The sequence below is a fragment of the Chromobacterium sphagni genome (genome assembly GCF_001855575.1).
GTDB lineage: Bacteria > Pseudomonadota > Gammaproteobacteria > Burkholderiales > Chromobacteriaceae > Chromobacterium > Chromobacterium sphagni.
On the sequence record NZ_MKCS01000001.1, the window covers coordinates 3,482,411 to 3,502,605 of the forward strand.

Consider the following 20,195-nt stretch of genomic DNA (forward strand, 5'->3'; position numbering starts at 1 on the left):
GGCTTAAGGAGTGAAACAATGTTGAAGTTCAAAAAGGGAAATCTGCTTCTGATGGTGGCGGTGCTGGCCTTGCTGGCCACCGAGACCTCGCTCGCCGATACGGTGGCCACGACGGCAGGCAGCTCTGGCAAGAGTCTGATGGATACCGCCAAGCAGACCAAGGACCTGATCACCTCGTTCAAGGAGGTGATCGGCATGGGCCTGCAGCTGGTGGGGGTGATGTGCATGGGTTTCTCCGGCTGGAACATCTATGTGTCCGGCAAGCCGGGCAGGGAGGACCGCGGCCACATGAAGACCGCGCTGTTCGCAGGCCTGGGCGGCGTGATCGCGTATTTCGCGCCGGACTGGATCGGTATGGGCGGCCACACTCTGATGTGAGGCCGGCGTTTTACCGCAACCCGCCTGAGGCGGGTTTTTTATTGTCATGACATATCGAATTTTGCGTATAATGTTTGTTATAGTATATATTTTATAAAACATTTAAAATGCTAAGCGTGCAAATCTACCGCAACCGGAATTACCCGGGGATAGAGGATGGGTTGTACTCCATCGCCAGTCATCCGGCGCCTGGCTTTCTTGGCTCGCTGTTTGAATACAGAAGGCATGCTTGCCAGTTTTGCGGCTACCGCAGCAGGGAGTTCCTGGAGGGCGAGGCGCTGGACGACGACTATCGGAACGAGAATCCGGACAACTGGCTGGTGCTGTGCCACTACTGCCGGGCCACCCAGCATGTGGGCGCCGCATTGCGGGCGGGCGCTTTTTGGGGGGTGGAGAAAGGCCGTTCGCAAGAGGCGATCAACCGGATCTGCCGCGCGATGCCCAGGCTGGCGGAAAGCGACTTGGGCCATAACCTGGAGCGGCACTTCGAGCAGTCCGCCAAGCTGGTAGAGAGCTATATGGGCAGCCGCGGGACAGTGGATAACCTGGCGACCTTTTTCAAGGTGCTGATGAAGAATCGCGAAGACTCCTACGAGGAAACCGTCAAGCTTCTCACCCGCAATGGCTTGAGGCTGATTTTTCCGTTGTCCTACCGGCCGGAAGGCGTGGGCGCGTTGCGGCGCCATGATGCGGCGCAGAGCGGGGCTTGAACCGGATGCCGCAGTCTGAAGAGTTAAGAGGTGAGCAGTGACTATATTTGACGCGTTTGACAACTTCATGAAGCGCATTCCCAAGCTCCGAGGAGCTGCGCTGTGGGACAAGTGCGCGTGGACCACGGGCTCGGGCAACGTCATCTCTTTGCGCGGCGGCGGTCTGATGACCATCTACAAGCTCGACGGCGCCTTGCAGTCATTCGACGGCGAGGCGTATCAAGAGCGTCTGGCCAAGCTGTCCGCCATGCTGGCCAGCCTGCCCAGGCGTTCCGGCATCGTGGTGGACATCATTTTCCAGCGCGACAAGGAAACCTCGCGCAAGGAAGTGAGGAAGCAGGCCAACAGCATCCGTTCCGCCACGGCCAGGATAGGGATGGACGTCAACTTCATCCTGGACGAGCGCGAGGACATTCTGTCGCGCACCGTGACGTCGGAGCTCGCGTTGATCGTGGTGACCACTTCGCCGGCCATTCTGCCCAAGGAGATGCGCAAGGTGGCGGCCAACTGGTCGGGCGGCGAGATGGCGCAAAGCGAAAGCTTCATTCCGGCGATGCGCAACCGCCATCTGGGGGTGTGCAAGGAATATGTGGAAGGCCTGATCAACATTTTCAGCCTGAAGGCGCAGCCGCTGACCATGGAGCAGGCCATCGTGCTGGACGCGGATCTGTGGGACGGCTCGGGAGAGGGTCTGAGCCCGATCACGCCCGACTCGGTGAAAAAGAGCGGCGCGCTGCCGACGCGCGCGCAGCCGACCATCGCCGGCCAGCGCGACGACATCATCCCTCCCTTGCCGGGGTTGCAGATATTCCGCCGCCAGTTGGAAAACATTCCGGAGGAGGGCGTGGCGCGGGTGGGAAACCGTTTCTATTCCAGCGGCTACTTCGAATTCCCCATTTCGCAGCCTGAGGTGTTCAACAGCCTGCTGCGCATCCTGCCCACCGCGCGCATTCATGGCGAAATTCCGTTTCGCATGGCGTTCCAGCTGTTGTCCGGCAGTGCGTCGGGACGTTTCTCCACCAAGAAGTCGGTGGCGCAGTTCCTCAAATTTTCCACTTTCGGCGGGCAGAACTCCAAGATCGTCGATGCCATCAACGAGGTGAAGGAACTGGAGCGGATAGGCGCCACCACCTTTGTCGGCGTGAAGATTTCCGTGGTGACCTGGGGCGGCAGCAAGCAGGAGGCCACCGACCGCTTCACCGAGCTGGCGGCTGCGCTGAACGGCTGGGGCGGCGGCCAGGTGATACAGGAGTTCGGCAACCCTTGCGAAGTGGCGATGGGGACCTTGCCGGGTTTCCGCAATCTGGCGCCGGAACTGATCATGCCCTCGCAGATGCTGGCTGCCATCCTGCCCATCGAGCGGCCGGCGTCGCCCTGGAGCTACGGCAACATGATGATGTTGACCGAGGATGGCAAGCTGTTCGTCTACCAAGTGGGTTCGCAATTGCAGCAAGCCTGGGTGGACGTGATGTTCGCCACCATGGGTTCGGGCAAGTCGGTGTTGCTGCAGGCGCTCAATTTGGGTTCCATCCTGCAGCCGGGCAAGGATGATATTCCCAGAATGGCCATTCTTGACGTCGGCTATTCCTCCAAGGGCTTGATCGACACGGTCAAGGCGTCCTTGCCGATAGATAAACAGTACCTGGCGCAGCATTACCGGCTGTCGATAGACAAGCGCAATGCGATGAATCCCTTCGATACCATGCTGGGTTGCCGCTCGGCGGTGCCGGATGAGAAGGCCTTCCTGGTGGACTTTGTCACCTTGCTGCTGACGCCGGTGGGGCAGGACAGGCCGGTACCTGAAATCGCCGAGCTGGTGGACACGCTGGTGACGGCGGCCTACCGCTATTTCTCGGTGGAGAAGCCCAAGAAATACCAGCCGCGCCGCAACGCGGAAGTGGACGAGGCGCTGCAGCGGAACAACCAGCATCCGGAAGAGGAGTGTTCCTGGTGGAGCGTGGTGGACATGTTGTTCAACTGCGGCGAAATCCGCGCCGCCACCGTGGCCCAGCGCTACGCCGTGCCCATCATTCCCGATTTGAGCCAGGTGATGCAGGCCACGCCCAGCATCAAGGACAACTATACCGACGCAGTGATTCCAGGCGGCTCGTCGATGCTGGATTTCTGCAACCGCATGCTGGGTTCCATCAGCAGCCGCTTTCCGTTGCTGGCGTACGAGACCGCGCTGGACTTTTCCAACGCCAAGATCGTGGCGGTAGACTTGGCCGACGTCACCGGCGGCCAGGGCGCGGCGTCGCAGAAGCAGGGCGAGGTGATGTATCTGGCTACCAGCGCCTTCCTGGCGCGCGGCTTCTACATGGACGACGAGGTGGTGCCGACCATGGATTGCCCGGCGCAGTATATGGAGTACCATCGCCGCGAGCTGCGCAAGAACCGCAACGAGGTGAAGCGCATCGTCTACGACGAGCTGCACAATATCAGCTCGCCCATGGTGCTGGGCCTGATCGAGACGCTGGTGCGGGTGGGGCGCAAGTACAAGGTGCACATCGCGCTGGCCTCGCAGGAGCATACCGACTTTCCCAAGTCCATCATGAATCTGGCCACCAATATCTGGGTGCTGCGCGCCGATTCCAAGGAGGTGCGCGACGACCTGAAGAAAACCATGGATTTGAGCGAGTATGCCGACGAGGCGCTGGCCAACCGCATCCAGGGTCTGACCCCGCTGGGCGCGCCCATGCTGCTGTACAGCCGGATCAAGGGCGCGGTGGTGGAGCGGGTGCTGTATTTCAAGCCTGGCGGGGTGGAACTGTGGGCTTACGCCACCACGCCGGCCAATGTGGAAATCCGCAGCCAGGTGGCCAGGTTTGTCGGCTACCGCGAGGCGTTGAGCCGGCTGGCCAGGCGCTTTCCCGGCGGCGACGCCGTCAGCGAACTGGACAAGCGCATCGACGCCTGGGGCGGCGCCAAGCGCGAGGCGGACATCATAAAAGAAATCGTATCCGAGATTGCAGGGGGGCTTTGATGGAAAACACGGTATGGCGCGACATGCTGGCTTACTGGTTCGCCGATGAGGAGGGCGATGTTTCGGTGCCGGAATCGTGGGCGCTGGAGAATGGCGGCAGGATAGGCCGCGAAGCGCCGCAGGCGAGTTTTCAGGATGGCGTCTGGTTCCGGCTGCATGGCTTTCTGCCTTCGCACCTGTTATTGGCGCGCCTGATCGACATGCCGCACGATTCCTTGCTGAGCCTGTGCGATTGGGCCCGCGCCCATCCGCGCACCATGCTGTTCCGCAAGCTGGAGCGGGTGCCGGCTCAGATTCAGCGCTGGCAGGCGGATTTCGATTACCGGCGCGGCGAGCTGGAGCAAGTATTGGGCGACGCGGAACTGGCGGCGCAAGTGCTGCCGCCCGCCACGCTGCAATAAAGCCAGCATATTTAAAAAATGTTTGATATGATTACTACCAAAGTAAATATATGGAGCGCGATTTTCATGAGAGCTGCTATGCCATTCCTGATCGCCAGCCTTGTTTGTGCCGTGGCCGGCTGCGCGGCGCCGGTTGCGCGCGGGCCGGCCGCCAGCCCCGAGCTGGCGATGTTGGCCAAGGCCGCCGAGGATGCCGCGCGCAGCCAGCAACTGCTGGCGCGCATGACTGTGGTCAACAGCGGCGACAAGGCGATGCAGGACTTGAAAGCCAGCCTGGAGGCCACGCCGAGCAATGATCTGAACCGCTTGTACTCCACCGAGTACGTGGGCGTGCCGCACGGCATCGTGCAGGACATCGCGCAAAACATAGGTTGGCGTTTCGAGGAGCGCGGCTCGGCCGATGTGGACAGCATCGTGCGGATCAAGAGCTCTTCGCAGCCGGTGATCGCGGTGCTGCGTTCGATAGGCGACCAGTTCCCCTTCGTGCTGGCGGTGGATGAGAAGTCCAGGACCATCGTGCTGGACTACACCCGCGCCATCAACGACACCCGCGATCCGAAAACCGCCTTCCAGGCTTCGGCTTCCAAGCCTTTGATCCAGAAGTACGCAATGGACGGCGGCATCTTCTCCGACCGCAAGCTGGCTGCACGGGTGGCCGACGGCTACAAGAATCAGGGCTTTGCCACCCAGATCCGTCCGGCGGGGCGCAAGTTCCAGATTGCGGTGGGCCCTTATGTCGATGACGGCGCGGGCGAGCGCAAGGTGCGCGAAACGCTGGGATTGCACCAGCGGGTAGAGTGAGGCGGGCATGACGCGCGTGTGGTTTTGGGTGTTTTCCATCGGTCTGGCGGGAGGCGCCTGGGCGGCCGATTCCATCCCGCTCGAAGATGGCGGCGCGCTGCAGAGCGCCCTGAATTGGCAGCCGAAAAGCTATCTGTCGCAAGAGGCCGCGCTCAAGGTTCGGGCGGTCTACAACGCGGGCCTGTCCTATGGCGCCCAGCTTGGCCAGGTGCGGGAATGCGAACGGCTCAACGCTATGCTGCAGTCGCAGGATGCGGCGCTGTCGCGGGTATTCGACTTTTCCCGCTTGCTGCTGCCCGATTCGCTGCTGCCGCCGGTGCTGTCATCGTCGAAAAATACCGTCCGCCTGGAAAGCCCCACCAGCATGGTGGCGGTGGAGGCTTCCTACCGGGTGCGGGAGGACGCGCGCTTCGTCACCACCGCGCCCAGCTGGTGGGACTATATGCAGCAGCCGGTGCCGGAGGTGCGCGAGCCGGATGCGGCGTTGAAGCCGGCTACGCCGGAGGAGAAGGCCGCTTGGGACGATGGCGTGCGCCAGGGCTGGGCCAGCGGGGTGGCGGCGGCCAAGGGGGCATATGAGAGCAAGCTGGCGCAATTGAAGGAAAGCTTCAACGGCATGCTGTTGTACAAGATGCTGTGGTTGAAGAGGATGGTGGATGCGCCCAAGGTGATCCGCCAGGAGCAGAAGGTGGTCGACGCCGATGGCGGCATCGACGTGAAAGTGGTGCGCAAGGTGGTGTCGCAGCCGGTGGTGTTCGTCAAGGACCTGCCGCGCTGGAAGGCGATCAACGATTTGGGCGCCGCCGAGTTTTTCGATGGGGGCCGCTAATGTCCGGATTTGACGACGATTTCGACAACAGCTCGAAAGTCAGCCGCATGGATCTGGAAAGTCTGCTCAACCGCTTTTCCGACGCCAGCGACGTTTTTCTCAAGCAGGACACATATCCGGTGGCCAAGGTGTTCGGCCGCAACCGGCTGGTGATGCAGCGCCGGCTGCAGCAGAACGAAATGCGCCAGTTGCTGACCGCGGCCTACAAGGACAACGTCAACGGCTACGACATGGTGATGGGCAAGGCACGCTCGCTGGACTTCGTCTACGAGGGTGTCGACGGCCAGCGTTACCGGGTGGCGGTGGCGCGCGACATGCAGAGCGAGACCTCGGGCCCGTCGGCGACGTTTCGCCGCATCAAGCCCGAGCCGTGGACGCTGAAGGAAGCCGACACGCCGGAGGACCTGATCTATGTCAGCCGCACCCAGCGTTCCGGCCTGATCCTGGTGACCGGTCCCACCGGCTCCGGCAAGTCGGCGACCCTGTCGTCGCTGCTGCGCGACCACGTCGAGCGGCCCGACTCATCCTGCATCCTGCGCACCATCGAGGATCCGGTGGAGTTCGTTTACGGCAAGGTGGCGGCGCCGACCGCGGTGATAGACCAGATGCAGGTGGGCACATCGGTGGAGAGTTTTTCCGACGGCATCCGCGCCCACTTGCGGATGGCGCCGACCCACATGCTGGTGGGGGAGGTGCGGGACGCGGAAACCGCGCAGGCGGCGATCTGGGCGGCGCAGTCCGGCCATCTGGTGTACGCCACCATGCACCCGAACACCATTCCGGAGCTTTTCGACTATTGGTCCAAGTTTTTTCCCCAGGCGATGCGGGCGGTGATGATCTACAACCTGGCCACCACCTTGAAGTATGTGGTGTGCCAGCACCTGGTGCCGACAACGGACGGCAAGCGGGTGCCGGTGCGCGAGTGCCTGGACTTCACCAAGCTGGGCAGCGCCGGCACGGTGGCGCAGGAAATCGCCGCCAATTCCGAACGGGTGTTCCAGCTGATGCGGGAGAAGGTAAATCTGTACGGCCAGCCTATGCGTCAGAGCGCGCTGGATTTGATCGAGCAGGGCCGCGTCCGGCAGGAGGACGTCATTACCTATCTGATGAGTGGTTGAGCGGATGATGAGACAACAGAAGGCTTCGATGAAATTAGCCGCGCTGGCGAAAGCGGTTTTCGATCGGCTGCCCTATGAAGTGCTGCTGGCGGCGGTGGGCGTCCTGATTTTTCTGGCCGGCGTCACGGTCGGCGCGTCGTGGGGCGGGGGTGGCGCGGGGGCGTCGGTTCCGGCGGATGCCAATCTCAGCTATAAGGGCAAGGACGAGAGCGGCCGGCCCCATTACGTCGTGACAAAAGATTCTCTCTGGTGAGGTAAGGCATGGATGGACAACTGTGGGTGTTTGCCGCCCAATCGCCCCGATTCACCCCTTGGCTGGACTCCAAGGCGTTTTACATACTGCCGGTGCTGATCCTGAAGTTCAAATGGTACACGGTGCTGGCGATGCTGGTCATTTTCGCTGTGCTGATCTTCTTTGAATACAAGGGTGTGCCGATCGAGCAAGCTTTCCGCTACGTCAAGGCCAAGCTGAGCGGCCGCGCCTATCGCGCGCGGCCAGCCTGCCGGAGCCCCGATTGATGGCCGCGCGCAATGGCGCGGGCGGCGGTGGCGACGACAAGTTGTTCTTCATCATCGCATTGTTGGTCTTGGTCGGTGTGGCATGGTATTTCGCGCCGCATTTGTGGCTGAAGTGGATGCAGAGCACCTATGGTCGTTATCTGTTTTTGGCGAAGATGCCGGTGTTGGGCGTGCCGTTCGCCCATGGCGCGGAATGGTTGCGCGAGCAGCCCACCCTGTTTCGGGCCATCGTGCTGGATTACTTCCTGGGCTGGCTGCTTGCCATTCCGGTTGCGCCGTTCCTGCTCAAGCATGTTCGCAGGGAGCATGCAGTGCGGCGGGTATGGTCGAATCGTCCTGCCAACCGCCAGACCTTCAATCAGGTAATACGCGCCCGTGGCCTGGACCCGAAGGAGAGGCAGCTTTATCAGGTGTCGGAATGGATGAGGGTCAACGGGCTGAATCACGAGGCGGCGGATTTCGACGAAAAATTCCTGTCGGCGCTGGAAAAGCAGGTGGGGGAGCCCTCCAATCCGAACGATCCCTTGCTGGTGGGTTTCGCGCGCAAGCTGGGCGTGAGCCCCAAGCTGGTCAAGCTGGCTTGCGACAAGCACGCCTACCGGTCTACCGCCATGGTCAGGCTGTTGCACCATCATCGGGAAAAGAATGGCGTGGTGCGTTGCGATTGGGCGCGGCCTATCCTGTTCCGCCACGATCATCCGGAGCTATGGGCGGCATTGGCCAGCGTCGGCCGCAAGACCGTGTTCATGGAGGGCGTCGGCATCATGGCGCACTATTACATGGAACTGGCCGAGCGCAAGCCGTTACGCGATGTGCGGCTGTATGGCTGCCTGGTGATCATGCGGCGCTACCTGAGTCTGACCATCCAGCAGATCCTGCAGCAGAGGGGCATGCCGGTGCCAGGAGCCTGAGTGGGATTTTTATTTGACTGATATCATGAAAAGTTTGATATCATACCTATTAAAGTGAATCAATAAGGTTCAGGTCATGAAGCAAAAAACATTGCTCGCGGCATCTTTGCTGGTGTGCGCGCTGCATGCCGAGGCCGGTTTTATCTATCTGGACAACGACAAGGCCAAGGATGGCGGATCCGGGGAGGTGGCAGGCCGCGGCGCGGAGGGTCGTCCCATCGAGTTCGGCCAAGGCCGCAATGTGCTGCAACTGGTGCCGGGCAAGGGCCGCATTTCCGCCGCCTTGCGCGACTACGCCAAGGCCAATGGCTGGGAGCTGGCCTGGGAGATGGAGCGCGACTTCCCCATCGATTATCCGGCGACATTCAGCGGAACGTTCCTTGAGGTGATGGAGCAGGTGGCCAAGTCGTTGCAGAACACCGATACGCCGATCCGCATCAAGGTCTACGAGGCAAACAAGGTCATTCGCGTGATCCACGCGACACGCTAAGGAAACAGGCATGAAGAAGATTGTGGCCGCGCTATGCGGAACCGCGGTGCTGGCCGGTTGCGGTACGCCCGGCATGTTGCAGAAGACGGACGACAGGGTGGCGGAAACGCAACGGGTGCTGCGCAGCGCAGAATCCAATCTGACCTATCCTTCTTTATCCTTGGTGGAGCGCGACAGCGGCGCCTGGTTTGCCCAGCGCTCGGTGGTGATGGATGAGATAGACAGCTTGCCGCCCAGGTTCGATCAGGCCGCTAGCTTCAGTTCGGGCCGGCTGCTGCCCCTGTCCCTGATGACCGAACAGATCGGCAAGGAGCAGGGCGTCACCATCCGCCTGGCGCGCGATATCTTCGGCATTACGACCAGTAAATCTGGCGGCAATGGCACCCAGCAGCCTGGCATGCCATCTCCTCCTCCAGGCATGCCGCCGCTGCCGGGCGGAATGGGAATGGGAATGGGAATGGGCGGAACATCGTATCCGGGAGCGGGAAGCGCTCCGGCATTGGATGCGGAGCCAAAAGCGCAACTGAACTATTCAGGCACGCTGCGCGGCCTGCTTGACGCGGTGGCCAACAAAACCAGCACCAACTGGAGCTACCGCAACGGCGTGGTGGAGTTTTCCCGCCTGGTTACCCGCACCTTTCAGATCAAGACCATGCCTGGCGTTTCCAGCTATTCCGCCAAGGTCGGCAAGAGTTCGCAAACCACCTCCGGGGGCAGCGGCAGCTCAGGTGGCAGCGGGGGGAGTAGCGGCGGCTCCACGATCAACTTCGGCTCCGACTCTTCGGTCAGCATGACTTCCGAGCTGCGTTACTGGGACAAGCTGAGCGATACCGTCAACAGCATGCTATCGCCGCTGGGCAAGGCGATGCCTTCGGAAATGACCAGCTCGATCACCGTGACCGACTCCGCCGATGTAGTGGAGCGGGTGCGGCATTACATAGATGGCGAAAACGCGGTGCTGGGACGCCAGGTGAATCTGTCTGTGCAGGTGTTCTCGGTGCGGCTGACCGAGGATTCGGCCTCCGGCATAGATTGGAATCTGGTCTACAAGGCCGCGTCCAGCGGCTGGGGCAGCACGTTCAACGCGGCTGGCGACACTCTCAAAGGGGCGGGCATTTTCGGCATCACCATGAATTCCGGCCAGTTTAGCGGATCGCAGATTCTGCTCAAGGCGTTGAGCCAGCAGGGCCGGGTCAGCACGGTGGTGAATACCAATGTGGTGACGCTCAACAATCAGCCGGCGCCGGTGGCCGTTACCAATAATCAGGGCTATCTGGCCAGCGTCACTTCGACGCCGGGGACCAATGGCTCGGCGGCCAGCGTGGGGTTGACGCCTGGCGTGGTCACCACGGGGTTCGTGATGAATCTGCTGCCCACCTTGCTGGACAACCGCAGCGTGATGTTGCAGGTGCAGATAGACCTGTCCGAACTGACGGAGATTAACGAGGCCAAATCCGGCGACAACAGCATCCAGACGCCGATCACGTCGGCGGTGCAGACCATGCAGCGTGCTTCGCTGAAATCGGGGCAGACGCTGATTCTCAGCGGTTTCCGCCGGGCCAAGAACAATACGGCCCGCAAGGGTATGTTCAATTACGAAGGCGGCAGCAAGTCGGCGTCGCAAAACGATGAGGAAACCATCATCGTGATCACGCCGCAGCTTACCGAGGGAGTGTGACATGGCCAGAGTGCTTTTCGGCAACCTGGCCGTCGAAATCCAGTGGGAACCGCTGCTGGGGCTGAGCAAGGAGTCCGAAGAGGTCCGCGAACTGGCTTCGCGCCGTGGCGCCAGGCAGTTTCTGGTGCTGCAGAATGCGCTGGGAGTCCGGGTCGCCGGCCTGGCGAATCTGGCCGGAAATGTGCGCAAGGGCGAGTTCTTCGCACTGGCCGGTTTGTTGCGCGAGGTATCGGACGATCCGAACATCCTGTTTCTGCATCGCGATCCGGAAGATCCATCCAAGCTGGTGCTGGTGGCGATTCATGACGGCAAGCCGATGCAGGACCGGGTCATCGCCCGGGAGGCGGCCCTGGATGCCGCTCGCCAGTTCATCCAGGAGGTGGGCACCGGCGTCACCATCCTCGGCGACATTGAGGACGACCTGCTGGAGGTCACCCGGCATGTCAATCTGGAAGACATCGTCACCTCGCTGACCGATGAGGAGAAAGTTTCCTACCGGCTCCAGCCGCTGCCAGGGTCGCGTCTGTTGGGCGTCGCGTTGATGTTCGTGGTATTGGGCGGGCTGGTCGGCGGGGGCTGGTGGTGGATGCAGCAACAAGAAAAGGATCGCTTGGCCGCGTTGGATGCGGCCGCCTCCCAACAGCCGGATCCGATGACGTCCTATCGCAACCAGATGCAGAGCGCCTTGAAGCAGGCTCCGCTCAATCACGGCGCGGCATACGCTAGGACGATGCTGGCGGTGGTGCAGCAGTTGCCGTTTGAGGTTGGCGGTTGGCGGGTGGGGGGCATCTCCTGCAGAGACAAAGGGTGCGTAATCAACTGGAAGCGACAAGACGGCGGCACTTTCCAGACCTTGCTGGATCAGCGCAAGTCGGTGCAGTTCCAGGATATGGGCAGCGCGATGGAGACCGTGCCGCTGCTCGAGACGCCGGCCGCTCCTCAATCCACGCCGATCGACGTGGCGAAATTCTACATGACGGCCGGCGTGCGGATGCAGGCGCTGGACGATCTGGGCAAGGGCGGCAAGGGCGAGGGCAAGCTGATGGCCGTGGCATTGGGCAAGGTCGAGCCGTTGGTGCCACTGCCTCCGGAGCTGAAGAATCGAGCAAACAAGGTGCCCGCGCTCGCCAAGGGCAGCTGGAGCATGCAGGGCCATCTGGCCTTCCTGGATTCGGTGCCTGGCCTGATGGAGCGGGCCGGCAATATGACGCTCGATGCCGTCGAGGTGACGCTCAATGATAAAAAGCCTGAATTCACGGCGAAGGGTACTTTCTATGTCCAATAAATTGTTTGCCTTGCTGTTGCTGTTTCCCTTGCTTGCTTGCGGTGAAACCATCGATTCCTTTGCCAAGAACGCGCTGGCGCCGGCGCCGGCCGCGATTCCGGGCGGTTTGCCGCCTTTGCCCATGCAGGCGCCGCCGCCGCCCGCCTTGAGCAGCGGCACGCCGATTCCGGGCAAGAATGGCACATCCCAGGTGTTCGATGTGGTGTTCATCCAGGGCAATGGCAAGGTGCGCAAAGCTTACCTGGTGGTGGATGGCCGCTATGGCAAGATGGTGCGCGAGGGCGATGTGGTGCAGTCGTGGAAAGTGGTAGCTGTAGGCGATGACTATGTCGACGTCGCCCACGCCGGCAAGCGAAAACGCCTGCTGATGGATGCCGGCACCGCCAGCGGGCCGGAGCAGCGTTGAACGGGAAGTGGAGAGGCAGGTCTCGCCATGTGTAGTTGGTTTTCTGAGGTCATAGGGCGCGGGGACGCCAAGTCGGCGGCTTCTTCGGACGCCCGGCAGGATGGCCGCGGCCGGCAGGCGGCATCCCAGGGCTTGCCCGTGCGCCGGATCGGCGGACTGAAGTCGGAGTCCATCCGCCACCACGGCTGGCGGCAGGAAGGCGACCTGGTATTGCCTGGATATGAGAATAGCGCCTTGCTGTTGGGCTCGGCCAAGTCCAGGCAGTACATCCTGTTGCTGGAGGACGTGGCTTATCTGCAGCTGCGCAGCACCGATTTGCTGCAGCGCTTCGATGCGGGGGTGCGTTCCCGCACCAAGTGGAGCTGCCTGGGAATCTATGTCGGGTCGATGGAGGAAATCCTGCTGGTGCACTCGCAGTTGCAGCAGCATAACGTGGAATCCAGCCACCGCGACGGCGATGCCAAGACCGGCGGCTACCGCAACTTCGATCTGGTGATAGAGAAGGCGATCGATCTTAGGGCAACCGATATCCATTTCGAGTTCCGCGGCGGAAACCACGTGCTGGTGCGCTACCGCATTCACGGCAAACTGCGCGACAGCGATCCCAAGGACCGGCTGCTGCGCGATTTCAACGCGATGATGGATGCGATCTCCACTGCCTACAACTCGCGCGCCGATTCCAGCAGCCGCAGCCACAACCACTTTGACGAGAACAAGCACCAGAGCTGTTCGATCAATATCGCGGTCCAGGGGCGCAGTTATCAGCTGCGCTTCCAGAGCGTCAAGGAGAACCGCGGCGTCGACGTGATACTGCGGGTGTTGCTGAACGAGGCGGTGGAGAAGGACATTCTCTCCTTATCGCAGCTGGGTTATTCCGACGATCAGGTGGAGGTGCTTGAGGACGCGGTATACCGTTCCCCGGGGCTGACCATCATCGCCGGCGAAACCGGTTCGGGCAAGACCACCACCTTGCGCACGCTGATGACTTACGAACGCGAGTCCGGCAAGAAATTCTTCTCGATAGAAGACCCGGTGGAGTACATCCAGCCGCACGTCACGCAGATCCCGATCCAGCGCAAGGCTGAAGATGGCAAAAAAGAGGGGGGCGAGACGCCGTTCGGCGCGGCGGCCAAGGTGTTGCTGCGCGGCGACCCTGACAAGGTGATGGGCGGCGAAATCCGCGATGCCGAAACCGGCTCCTTCGCCAAGGCGATGACGCAGACCGGCCACCAAGTGCTGTCCACCGTCCACGCGTCCAGCGGTTTCGGCATCATCCCGCGGCTGACCGACGCCGAGATCGGCATTCCCATCCAGGCGCTGGCGGCGCCGGATTTCCTGACTGCGCTGGTCTACCAGAAGCTGGTGCCGGTGCTGTGCCCGGAATGCAGCCAGCTGGCTGCGGAAGTGCTGGACGACGAGTATCTGATGGTGATCGCCTCGCTGGGCATCGATGTGGGCGCGGTTCGGGTGATGGGGCCGGGCTGCCCCGCGTGCCGGCACCTGGGCACCAAGGGGCAGACCGTGGTGGCTGAAGTCTGCGAAGTGACCGAGGACATGCTGCCCATGATCCGGGAGGGGCGTTTCTGGGAGGCGGAGAGGGATTGGCGCGCCAAAAGCAATGGCAGGCTGTACGACCCCAGGATGCTGGGCAAGACCGCGATGGAGCACGCGATCTACAAGATGTCGCTGGGATTGCTGGACCCGCGCGATGTGGAGTCGGCATTCCGCAAGTTGAAGAAATACCGCCCGTTGAGTTTGGCTAATTGATTGAAGGAACAGGGATGGCCGATGGTGATGACGCCTTCAAGAGTCTGCTGGGCAGATTCGGTTATGGCAAGGGGCCGGCCGGCAAGGCTGTGAGCGCTCCGCCGGCAGCGCAAGACGATACTGATGACGAGCTTGAGGAGGTGTTGCCTCTGGTTGTGGAATCCGAGTGGCTGCAGGACGCGCCGCTGGCCGATATCCGGGACGGCGGTTTCGGCATCGCGCTGGACGCGGTGCGGGAATCGGCGCCGATGATGCCGCAGGAGGATGGGAAGCCTGCCGGCGAGGCCCCGACGGCTGACCCGCGCGCGCCTTTCGCGCCTACAACCGCGCAGGAGGTATTGGCCCCGTTGGAGCCGATTCCTGCCAATCCCCAGCCGGCGAGGCGCGCCGCCAGCCTCAGCGAAGAGCGCCTGGCGTTGTTGCACCGCGTGGCGCAGGAGGCGCGCGGCGAAGGTGTGCATAGCAGCGAAGAGTTTGACATGGGGTATAGCGAGCCGCTGGTGGGTACGGTGCGGCAACCGGCCGTGCTGGTGCAGGAACATGAGGTGAGCGATGCCTTGCCGGTGCCGCCATGGGCGCGCGTGGCGGCTGAACGCGGCATGTTGGGGCATGAAGCCTGGCAGGTGTTCGACAACCTGGACGCGCTGGGTCTGGTCAACGACGACCGTTATGTCGAGCAGGTGGCGGCGTATTGGCCGGTGGAGGCGTTGCCCCAGACTTTCGCCGACCTGGCGAACATCCCGTTGACGACCAGAAGCGAGCTGCCCAGGGCCACCCGCGACAGCGACGAGTTGGGGCGGCACGGTTACTTTTACCTGAAAGGCGCTGCTTATGGCGCTCAGGCGCTGTTCGTCGTGGACGGCACGCGCCGCGAGGTCAGGGATCGGGTGGCGGATATCTGTGGCGAGCTGGATCGTGCCAGCAAGCGCTGGAAAGTGGTGCTGCTGACCTCTTATGCCTATCGTTGGGCGCAGCGCCGTTTCCTATGGCCGGAAATCATTGCCGGCGGCGATGTCGAGTACGCGCTGGCGGTGGCCGATGCCAGCCGTTTATATGCTGTGCCGGCTGCGGCCGGCCAGCGGTTGTTGCTGCTGGAAACCACACATGGCATGGAGGCGGTGGCCATGCGCCATGCCGGCGAAGCCGCTGAATTGCTGGGCGGGCTGGGAACGAAGCCGGATGTGAGCGATGCCGGCATCTGGTGCGTTTCAGACAGGGCGGTTTGGGCTGGCCGCGGCAAGGCGGCCTCGCTGGCGGCGTTGGGGCTGGACGACAAGACGGCGGTCAATCGCTTGGTGAGGGAACTGTCGCGTCCGGGCGCCATTGTCTTTGTGGCCGGCGAAATGGCCGAGGCCATGGCGGCGGCGTTGATGGCGGAAGCCTGGAGCCAGGGCGTGGCCGGCGGAGCCGTCAACGCTACAGTCGCCGCCGGACTGCCGGCGCTGTGGCTCAATCCCGATGCGCAGCAGCTGCGCGCCAGCCACGGGCCGGTGCTGGCAGTCTACCCCGGCAAGAACAGCACGGCGGAATCGGCGCTGATGCTGATTCTGGGCGAGCAGGCCGCCTGGGCCAAGGGCCGGGTCGCCATGGGGGTCAATACGGTTCGCATGCCGGCGCTTTGCCCGATTTGCGCGCTGGCGGTTGATGCGGACCAGGCCGCGCGCGAGCTGACCGAGGTGGTGAGCAACTTCCGCAGCGCGGACTTCGGCCATGTCAAAACCCGCAATCTGCGCGAGCCATGCTGCGGCAACGGCTATGCCGGCGAGGTGTGGCTGAGCGAGGTGTGGGACGGCAAATTGTGCCAGCGCGATTTTGGCGCGAGCATGCCTGCAGATCTGGTGGACAAGGGTTTGCGGCCAGATCAGCGCATCAGCTCGCAGCTGTTCCAGGCCATCCAGGCCGGGCGAGTGGATTACCGTAGCGCAGGGAGCCTGTGATGCTGAACCTGATTCGACGATTTTTCGGCATTGCGCCGGCGCATGAGCAGAAGTACGCCGGCCTGGCCAAGGCCAAGCGCAAGTTCATGAAGCTGCGCACCAAATTCTACGGCGACTTGGCCGACTCCATCGAGGACGGCGCCAACCCGTACGAGCTGTTTTCCCACAAGTACATGCTGGCGCGCGAACGCGGCAATGCCATGGCGCCCTTGTTCGCCTATTGGCGCGACCGCGCGGCGTCGATGAACCTGCGCGGCGCCTGGGAAGGCACGGTGCCGGCCGACGACCTGATGGTGATCGGCTCCGGCGAGCGCGGCGACCTGCCGGAGGCGCTGCGTTTTCTAGCCAAGGTGGTGAAGATACGGGAGGGCAACGCCGAGGCGATCAAGATGGCGATCGCGCTGCCGATTTTTCTGTTGCTGTTGATGACCGGCGTGCAGCTGGGGGTGGCGCTGGGCATGATGCCCATCATGGAGCAGATCATGCCGGCGGATAGGTTTCCGCTGGTCGGCAAGGTGCTGTACTACCTGTCTCTGGCCATCCGCAATTACTGGTATCTGATTTACGGCGTGCCGGCATTGCTGGCCGTGGCCTATTTCTGGTCATTGCCGCGCTGGGCCAGCCCGCTGCGCAACCGGCTGGACCGCCATCTGCCGTATTCCGTATACCGCGACTTGAAGGCCAGCGAGTTTCTGGTGTCGCTGGCGGCGCTGTCGCAAGCCAATACCGCGGTGTACGACGCCGTATTGCTATTGGAGCAGGGTTCCACGCCCTGGATGCGCTGGCATCTGGCGCGCATCCGTCTGGCGCTGACCAGCAACCGCAGCATTCTGAAGGCGATGGATACCGGTCTGTTTTCCGAGGAGATTTTCGACCGGATTTCCGAATACTCCGAGCGCAGCAACTTCGAAAGCGGCATCCGCAAGATAGGGCTGACCACCATCGAGGAAATCTCCGAGGTGATCAGCGCGCGCTCCGCTGTGATGCGCAATGTCCTTATCGTGGTGGTGGGCTTGTTCATCTTGCTGACCATCGCGGGGATGATGATGACGGCCTTGGAAGCCGGCAACCAGATTCAGCAGATGACCGGTGGAGGAAGTGTGTGATTTAGCCTTTGCCAAGCATTTTGTAAGTTTGATATAGTATATACTCCATTTAACAACTAACAGGCACATTGGAGATCCCATGAATGCTTCCAAATGGCGCGCGGCTTCTGGCAGAAGCGGTTCGCTCAAACGCCAGGCGGGTATTGACCTGATTCAGCTGTCGGTGGCGGTTGGCATCATCGCCTTCATCCTATCGATCGGCTTCCTCGTGGTGCCGTCGATTATGACCAACATCAAGTCGAACTCCGAAACCTCTGATCTGCAGCAGGAAGTTTCGCAGGCGCAACGGGTATTCGGCTCCGGCGTGCCGGCCGCCGGCTTGACCAATCAGTTGGCCATCAACTTGAAGCTGATGGCGGCGGACCGCGTATCGGGAACCACCATTCTCAATCGCTTCGGCGGCACCGTTACCTGGTCCGCCATCGACTACTACGCCTCCAAGGATGCCGTGCAGCTCGTTTCGACCGGTTATTCGTCCGAGGCCTGCCTGCGGTTGGTACCCAATATCCAGTCGCTGTTTGTCCAACTTCAGGTCGGCAGTACCACCGTGAAAGACTTGAAGGCTGGCACCGCGTTGAACGCGAGCGCATTGGCGACCGCCTGCAATGCCTCGACGTCCAACACCCTTACTTATGTGTTTTCCTTGTAATCGACACTTCTGCGCGAACGCGCGCAGGCATGAGGGCGTTTAAAGTCCATGGCGCAACAGATCATTACCGATGTCCAGCTGCACGTGCGCGACTGGAAATCCAGCGTGCTTTTCCCTGGGCAGATCAAGCCCGGCGAAGAGTACAAGAATTTCCTGATGAAGCTGACCGAAGTGGTGCTCACCGAACAGCAGGAAGTTGGCCGCCGCACAGGCTTCACCATCACCATCGGCGGGCTGCGCTGGCGGGTGCAGCGGATGCAGCAATACCGCTATGCCTGCCGATTGGTGATGAACAAGGCGCCTCGGCTGAATGATCTGCGCCTGCTGGACTTTCATACCACCATGATGCAGTCGGACGAACTGAAGAAAAGCGGCGGCCTGGTGTTGTTTTCCGGGCTGACGGGCTCCGGCAAGACCACCACCATGAATGCCATGGTGGTGAGTCGGCTGGAGAAGTTCGGCGGTTTCGCCCAGACGGTGGAGGACCCGGTGGAAATCGTCATCGAAGGCTGGCATGGCGATGGCTATTGCACGCAGATAGACGTGGCCGATTCGCCATCCGGGCAGGAGTTCAACTTCGACCGCCGTTACGCGGAAGCCATCACCACCGCCTTGCGTTCCTTTCCGGCGCGCGATCGCTCCATGCTGATGATAGGCGAGGTGCGCGACGCGCATAGCGCGGCGGAGCTGCTGCGCATCGCGGTGGACGGCCACTTGGTGCTGTCCACCATCCACTCGCGCGATATCCCGTCGGCGCTGCGCCGCCTGGCGTCGCTGGCCAGGGCTGGCGGCGAGGCGCAGGCGGATGAGTTCATCGCCGACTCCCTGCGCATGGTGTTCCACCAGCGCCTGGACAACGGCATTCCGCAGGTCACTTCCTTGGACCTGCGCGACCGCAAGGACCTCTCCCAATTCATCAATAAGGGCGAATACGCGCGCCTGGAGGGGGAGATAGACATCCAAAGACGCAAGAACATTCAGGGCAGGGGGGCGTAATGCGCAGGAAGCAAGCGGGGGAAATGCTGATAGGCCTGGCCATCGCGGTGGCATTGATCGGCATGGGACTGGCCTATCTAGGCGTGCGCCAAGTTAGCGAATGGCGAGCCAGCCGCGGCCAGTTGCTGGGAAGCGCGCTTGCTGATTTGGGCAAAGGCGTGCAGAGCTATGTGGTGCAGCACCACGACCAACTGGTGCAGGCTGTTCTCAATCAGCCTGTGGTGCCGGCGCTGGGCGGCGTGGCCAGACCGCTGAACCCGACCCCGGCTGAAATCGCCAGCGTGGTGGGGATGCCATCGCTTGGAACTGTGCCGCCGCTTGCTGGCGCGTCTTATCAGATCGTGATCAGCGGGGACGATCCGACGCAAGGGGATCGCAAATGCATCGCTGGCAGTCCTGGCACCTGCAATATCAACGCTTTGACCTATGTCGACAAGCCGCTGCGCCTGCCTTACCCATCGGCGGACAACGATGTCGACTATGTCGCCGTTGCCTCCGCTGTGCAGCAGATCGGCCCGGATGGCGGCGCCGCCATGCCTCCCGACTTAAGCAAGATGACTTTCAGAACCGCTGGCAACGGCAACGCGATACCGATTGCTAATCCTTTGGGGAGTGTCGGCGGCATCGTGGCGGTGCGTGGCGGCTATAACCGCTCTGATCTGAACGTTTTCCTGAGGTTGGATGGCAGCAAGAAGATGCTGGGCAATCTGGACATGGGGGGCAAAAACATCGTCAGTGCCCAGGATATCAATGGCGCGGGCGCGCTGGCGATGAACGGCGACATCACCAGCAACTTCGGCAACATGAACGCCAATGGCGGCAGCGTCAAGGCCGCGCTGGATGTGAGTGCCGGGCGGAACCTGAGTGCCAACGGCAATCTGGCTGTTGGCCAGGATGGCACGATAAAAGGAAATCTGGGAGTTAATGGAAGCGTCGGTGCCAATGGAAACGTAAGTGCCAATGGAGGCGTAAGTGCTGGTGGACGTGTCAGGGCTGGCGAGTTCTTGCAGGCAGATGGGCAGGCTCTGGAGGGCGAAGGCTGTAGCCCATTTGGACTAATTGGGCATGATGCCAATGGATTGATACTTTCTTGCCAATCCGGTCGGTGGGGGACGCAGCCAATCCCGACATCCTATTCTGATAGCTTTGATGGTGCCGAATTTACAACAGGCACTAATCTATGTTCCAGCTCACAAGCTCCTCAGCGAACGTATACTTTGAATCTTCCTAA

At 61.7% G+C, this 20,195-nt stretch carries 20 protein-coding genes; all 20 read left to right on the forward strand.

Going from position 1 to position 20,195, the window contains the following annotated elements; translation table 11 throughout:
* Positions 1 to 18 precede the first annotated feature (18 nt).
* Positions 19 to 378 (forward strand): hypothetical protein, encoded by a 360-nt coding sequence (locus BI347_RS15785; protein ID WP_071116293.1) that lies wholly within the window; start codon positions 19 to 21, stop codon positions 376 to 378.
* Positions 379 to 485: 107 nt separating this feature from the next.
* Positions 486 to 1,088: a hypothetical protein gene (locus BI347_RS15790; protein WP_139167131.1), complete on the forward strand. Its 603-nt coding sequence runs from the start codon at positions 486 to 488 to the stop codon at positions 1,086 to 1,088.
* 37 nt (positions 1,089 to 1,125) lie between these two features.
* On the forward strand, positions 1,126 to 4,071 hold the full coding sequence (locus BI347_RS15795; RefSeq protein ID WP_139167233.1) for a hypothetical protein: 2,946 nt from the start codon (positions 1,126 to 1,128) through the stop codon (positions 4,069 to 4,071).
* Complete coding sequence (locus BI347_RS15800; protein ID WP_071114994.1) at positions 4,071 to 4,472, forward strand: hypothetical protein; 402 nt, start codon at positions 4,071 to 4,073, stop codon at positions 4,470 to 4,472. Before BI347_RS15795 ends, BI347_RS15800 begins: the two co-directional genes overlap by 1 nt.
* 78 nt (positions 4,473 to 4,550) lie before the next feature.
* Positions 4,551 to 5,273, forward strand: a complete 723-nt coding sequence (locus BI347_RS15805) for a DotD/TraH family lipoprotein (RefSeq protein WP_071114993.1) — start codon at positions 4,551 to 4,553, stop codon at positions 5,271 to 5,273.
* Positions 5,274 to 5,280: 7 nt separating this feature from the next.
* Positions 5,281 to 6,102, forward strand: coding sequence for a type IV secretory system conjugative DNA transfer family protein (locus tag BI347_RS15810; RefSeq protein ID WP_071114992.1), 822 nt, complete (start codon positions 5,281 to 5,283; stop codon positions 6,100 to 6,102).
* Entirely contained in the window at positions 6,102 to 7,220 is a 1,119-nt protein-coding gene (locus tag BI347_RS15815) for a type IV pilus twitching motility protein PilT (protein WP_071114991.1), read from the forward strand. The genes BI347_RS15810 and BI347_RS15815 overlap by 1 nt, the downstream gene beginning before the upstream one ends.
* Positions 7,221 to 7,248: 28 nt before the next feature.
* Entirely contained in the window at positions 7,249 to 7,473 is a 225-nt protein-coding gene (locus tag BI347_RS15820) for a hypothetical protein (RefSeq protein WP_139167234.1), read from the forward strand.
* An 8-nt stretch (positions 7,474 to 7,481) separates the two neighbouring features.
* Positions 7,482 to 7,739: a hypothetical protein gene (locus tag BI347_RS15825; protein WP_071116296.1), complete on the forward strand. Its 258-nt coding sequence runs from the start codon at positions 7,482 to 7,484 to the stop codon at positions 7,737 to 7,739.
* Positions 7,739 to 8,650, forward strand: a complete 912-nt coding sequence (locus tag BI347_RS15830; protein ID WP_071116297.1) for a secretion/conjugation apparatus DotM-related subunit — start codon at positions 7,739 to 7,741, stop codon at positions 8,648 to 8,650. The genes BI347_RS15825 and BI347_RS15830 overlap by 1 nt, the downstream gene beginning before the upstream one ends.
* 76 nt (positions 8,651 to 8,726) lie before the next feature.
* On the forward strand, positions 8,727 to 9,140 hold the full coding sequence (locus tag BI347_RS15835; RefSeq protein WP_071116298.1) for a toxin co-regulated pilus biosynthesis Q family protein: 414 nt from the start codon (positions 8,727 to 8,729) through the stop codon (positions 9,138 to 9,140).
* Between the two features lie 10 nt (positions 9,141 to 9,150).
* Positions 9,151 to 10,818: a PilN family type IVB pilus formation outer membrane protein gene (gene pilN, locus BI347_RS15840; protein WP_071116299.1), complete on the forward strand. Its 1,668-nt coding sequence runs from the start codon at positions 9,151 to 9,153 to the stop codon at positions 10,816 to 10,818.
* 1 nt (position 10,819) lies between these two features.
* On the forward strand, positions 10,820 to 12,103 hold the full coding sequence (gene pilO2 / locus BI347_RS15845) for a type 4b pilus protein PilO2 (RefSeq protein ID WP_071116300.1): 1,284 nt from the start codon (positions 10,820 to 10,822) through the stop codon (positions 12,101 to 12,103).
* Positions 12,093 to 12,509 carry a hypothetical protein gene (locus BI347_RS15850; RefSeq protein ID WP_071112193.1) on the forward strand — a complete coding sequence of 139 codons (417 nt, stop codon included), beginning with the start codon at positions 12,093 to 12,095 and terminating at the stop codon, positions 12,507 to 12,509. The genes pilO2 and BI347_RS15850 overlap by 11 nt, the downstream gene beginning before the upstream one ends.
* A 138-nt stretch (positions 12,510 to 12,647) precedes the next feature.
* Entirely contained in the window at positions 12,648 to 14,276 is a 1,629-nt protein-coding gene (locus tag BI347_RS15855; protein WP_158020803.1) for a GspE/PulE family protein, read from the forward strand.
* A gap of 14 nt (positions 14,277 to 14,290) precedes the next feature.
* Entirely contained in the window at positions 14,291 to 16,213 is a 1,923-nt protein-coding gene (locus tag BI347_RS15860) for a hypothetical protein (RefSeq protein WP_071116301.1), read from the forward strand.
* Complete coding sequence (locus BI347_RS15865; protein ID WP_071116302.1) at positions 16,213 to 17,319, forward strand: type II secretion system F family protein; 1,107 nt, start codon at positions 16,213 to 16,215, stop codon at positions 17,317 to 17,319. Before BI347_RS15860 ends, BI347_RS15865 begins: the two co-directional genes overlap by 1 nt.
* Positions 17,320 to 17,398: 79 nt before the next feature.
* Positions 17,399 to 17,968, forward strand: a complete 570-nt coding sequence (locus BI347_RS15870; protein WP_071112189.1) for a type 4 pilus major pilin — start codon at positions 17,399 to 17,401, stop codon at positions 17,966 to 17,968.
* A gap of 48 nt (positions 17,969 to 18,016) precedes the next feature.
* Positions 18,017 to 18,964 carry an ATPase, T2SS/T4P/T4SS family gene (locus tag BI347_RS15875; RefSeq protein WP_043580176.1) on the forward strand — a complete coding sequence of 316 codons (948 nt, stop codon included), beginning with the start codon at positions 18,017 to 18,019 and terminating at the stop codon, positions 18,962 to 18,964.
* On the forward strand, positions 18,964 to 20,195 hold a 1,232-nt coding region (locus BI347_RS15880), incomplete at its 3' end, for a hypothetical protein (protein WP_071116303.1). The genes BI347_RS15875 and BI347_RS15880, both read left to right, overlap by 1 nt.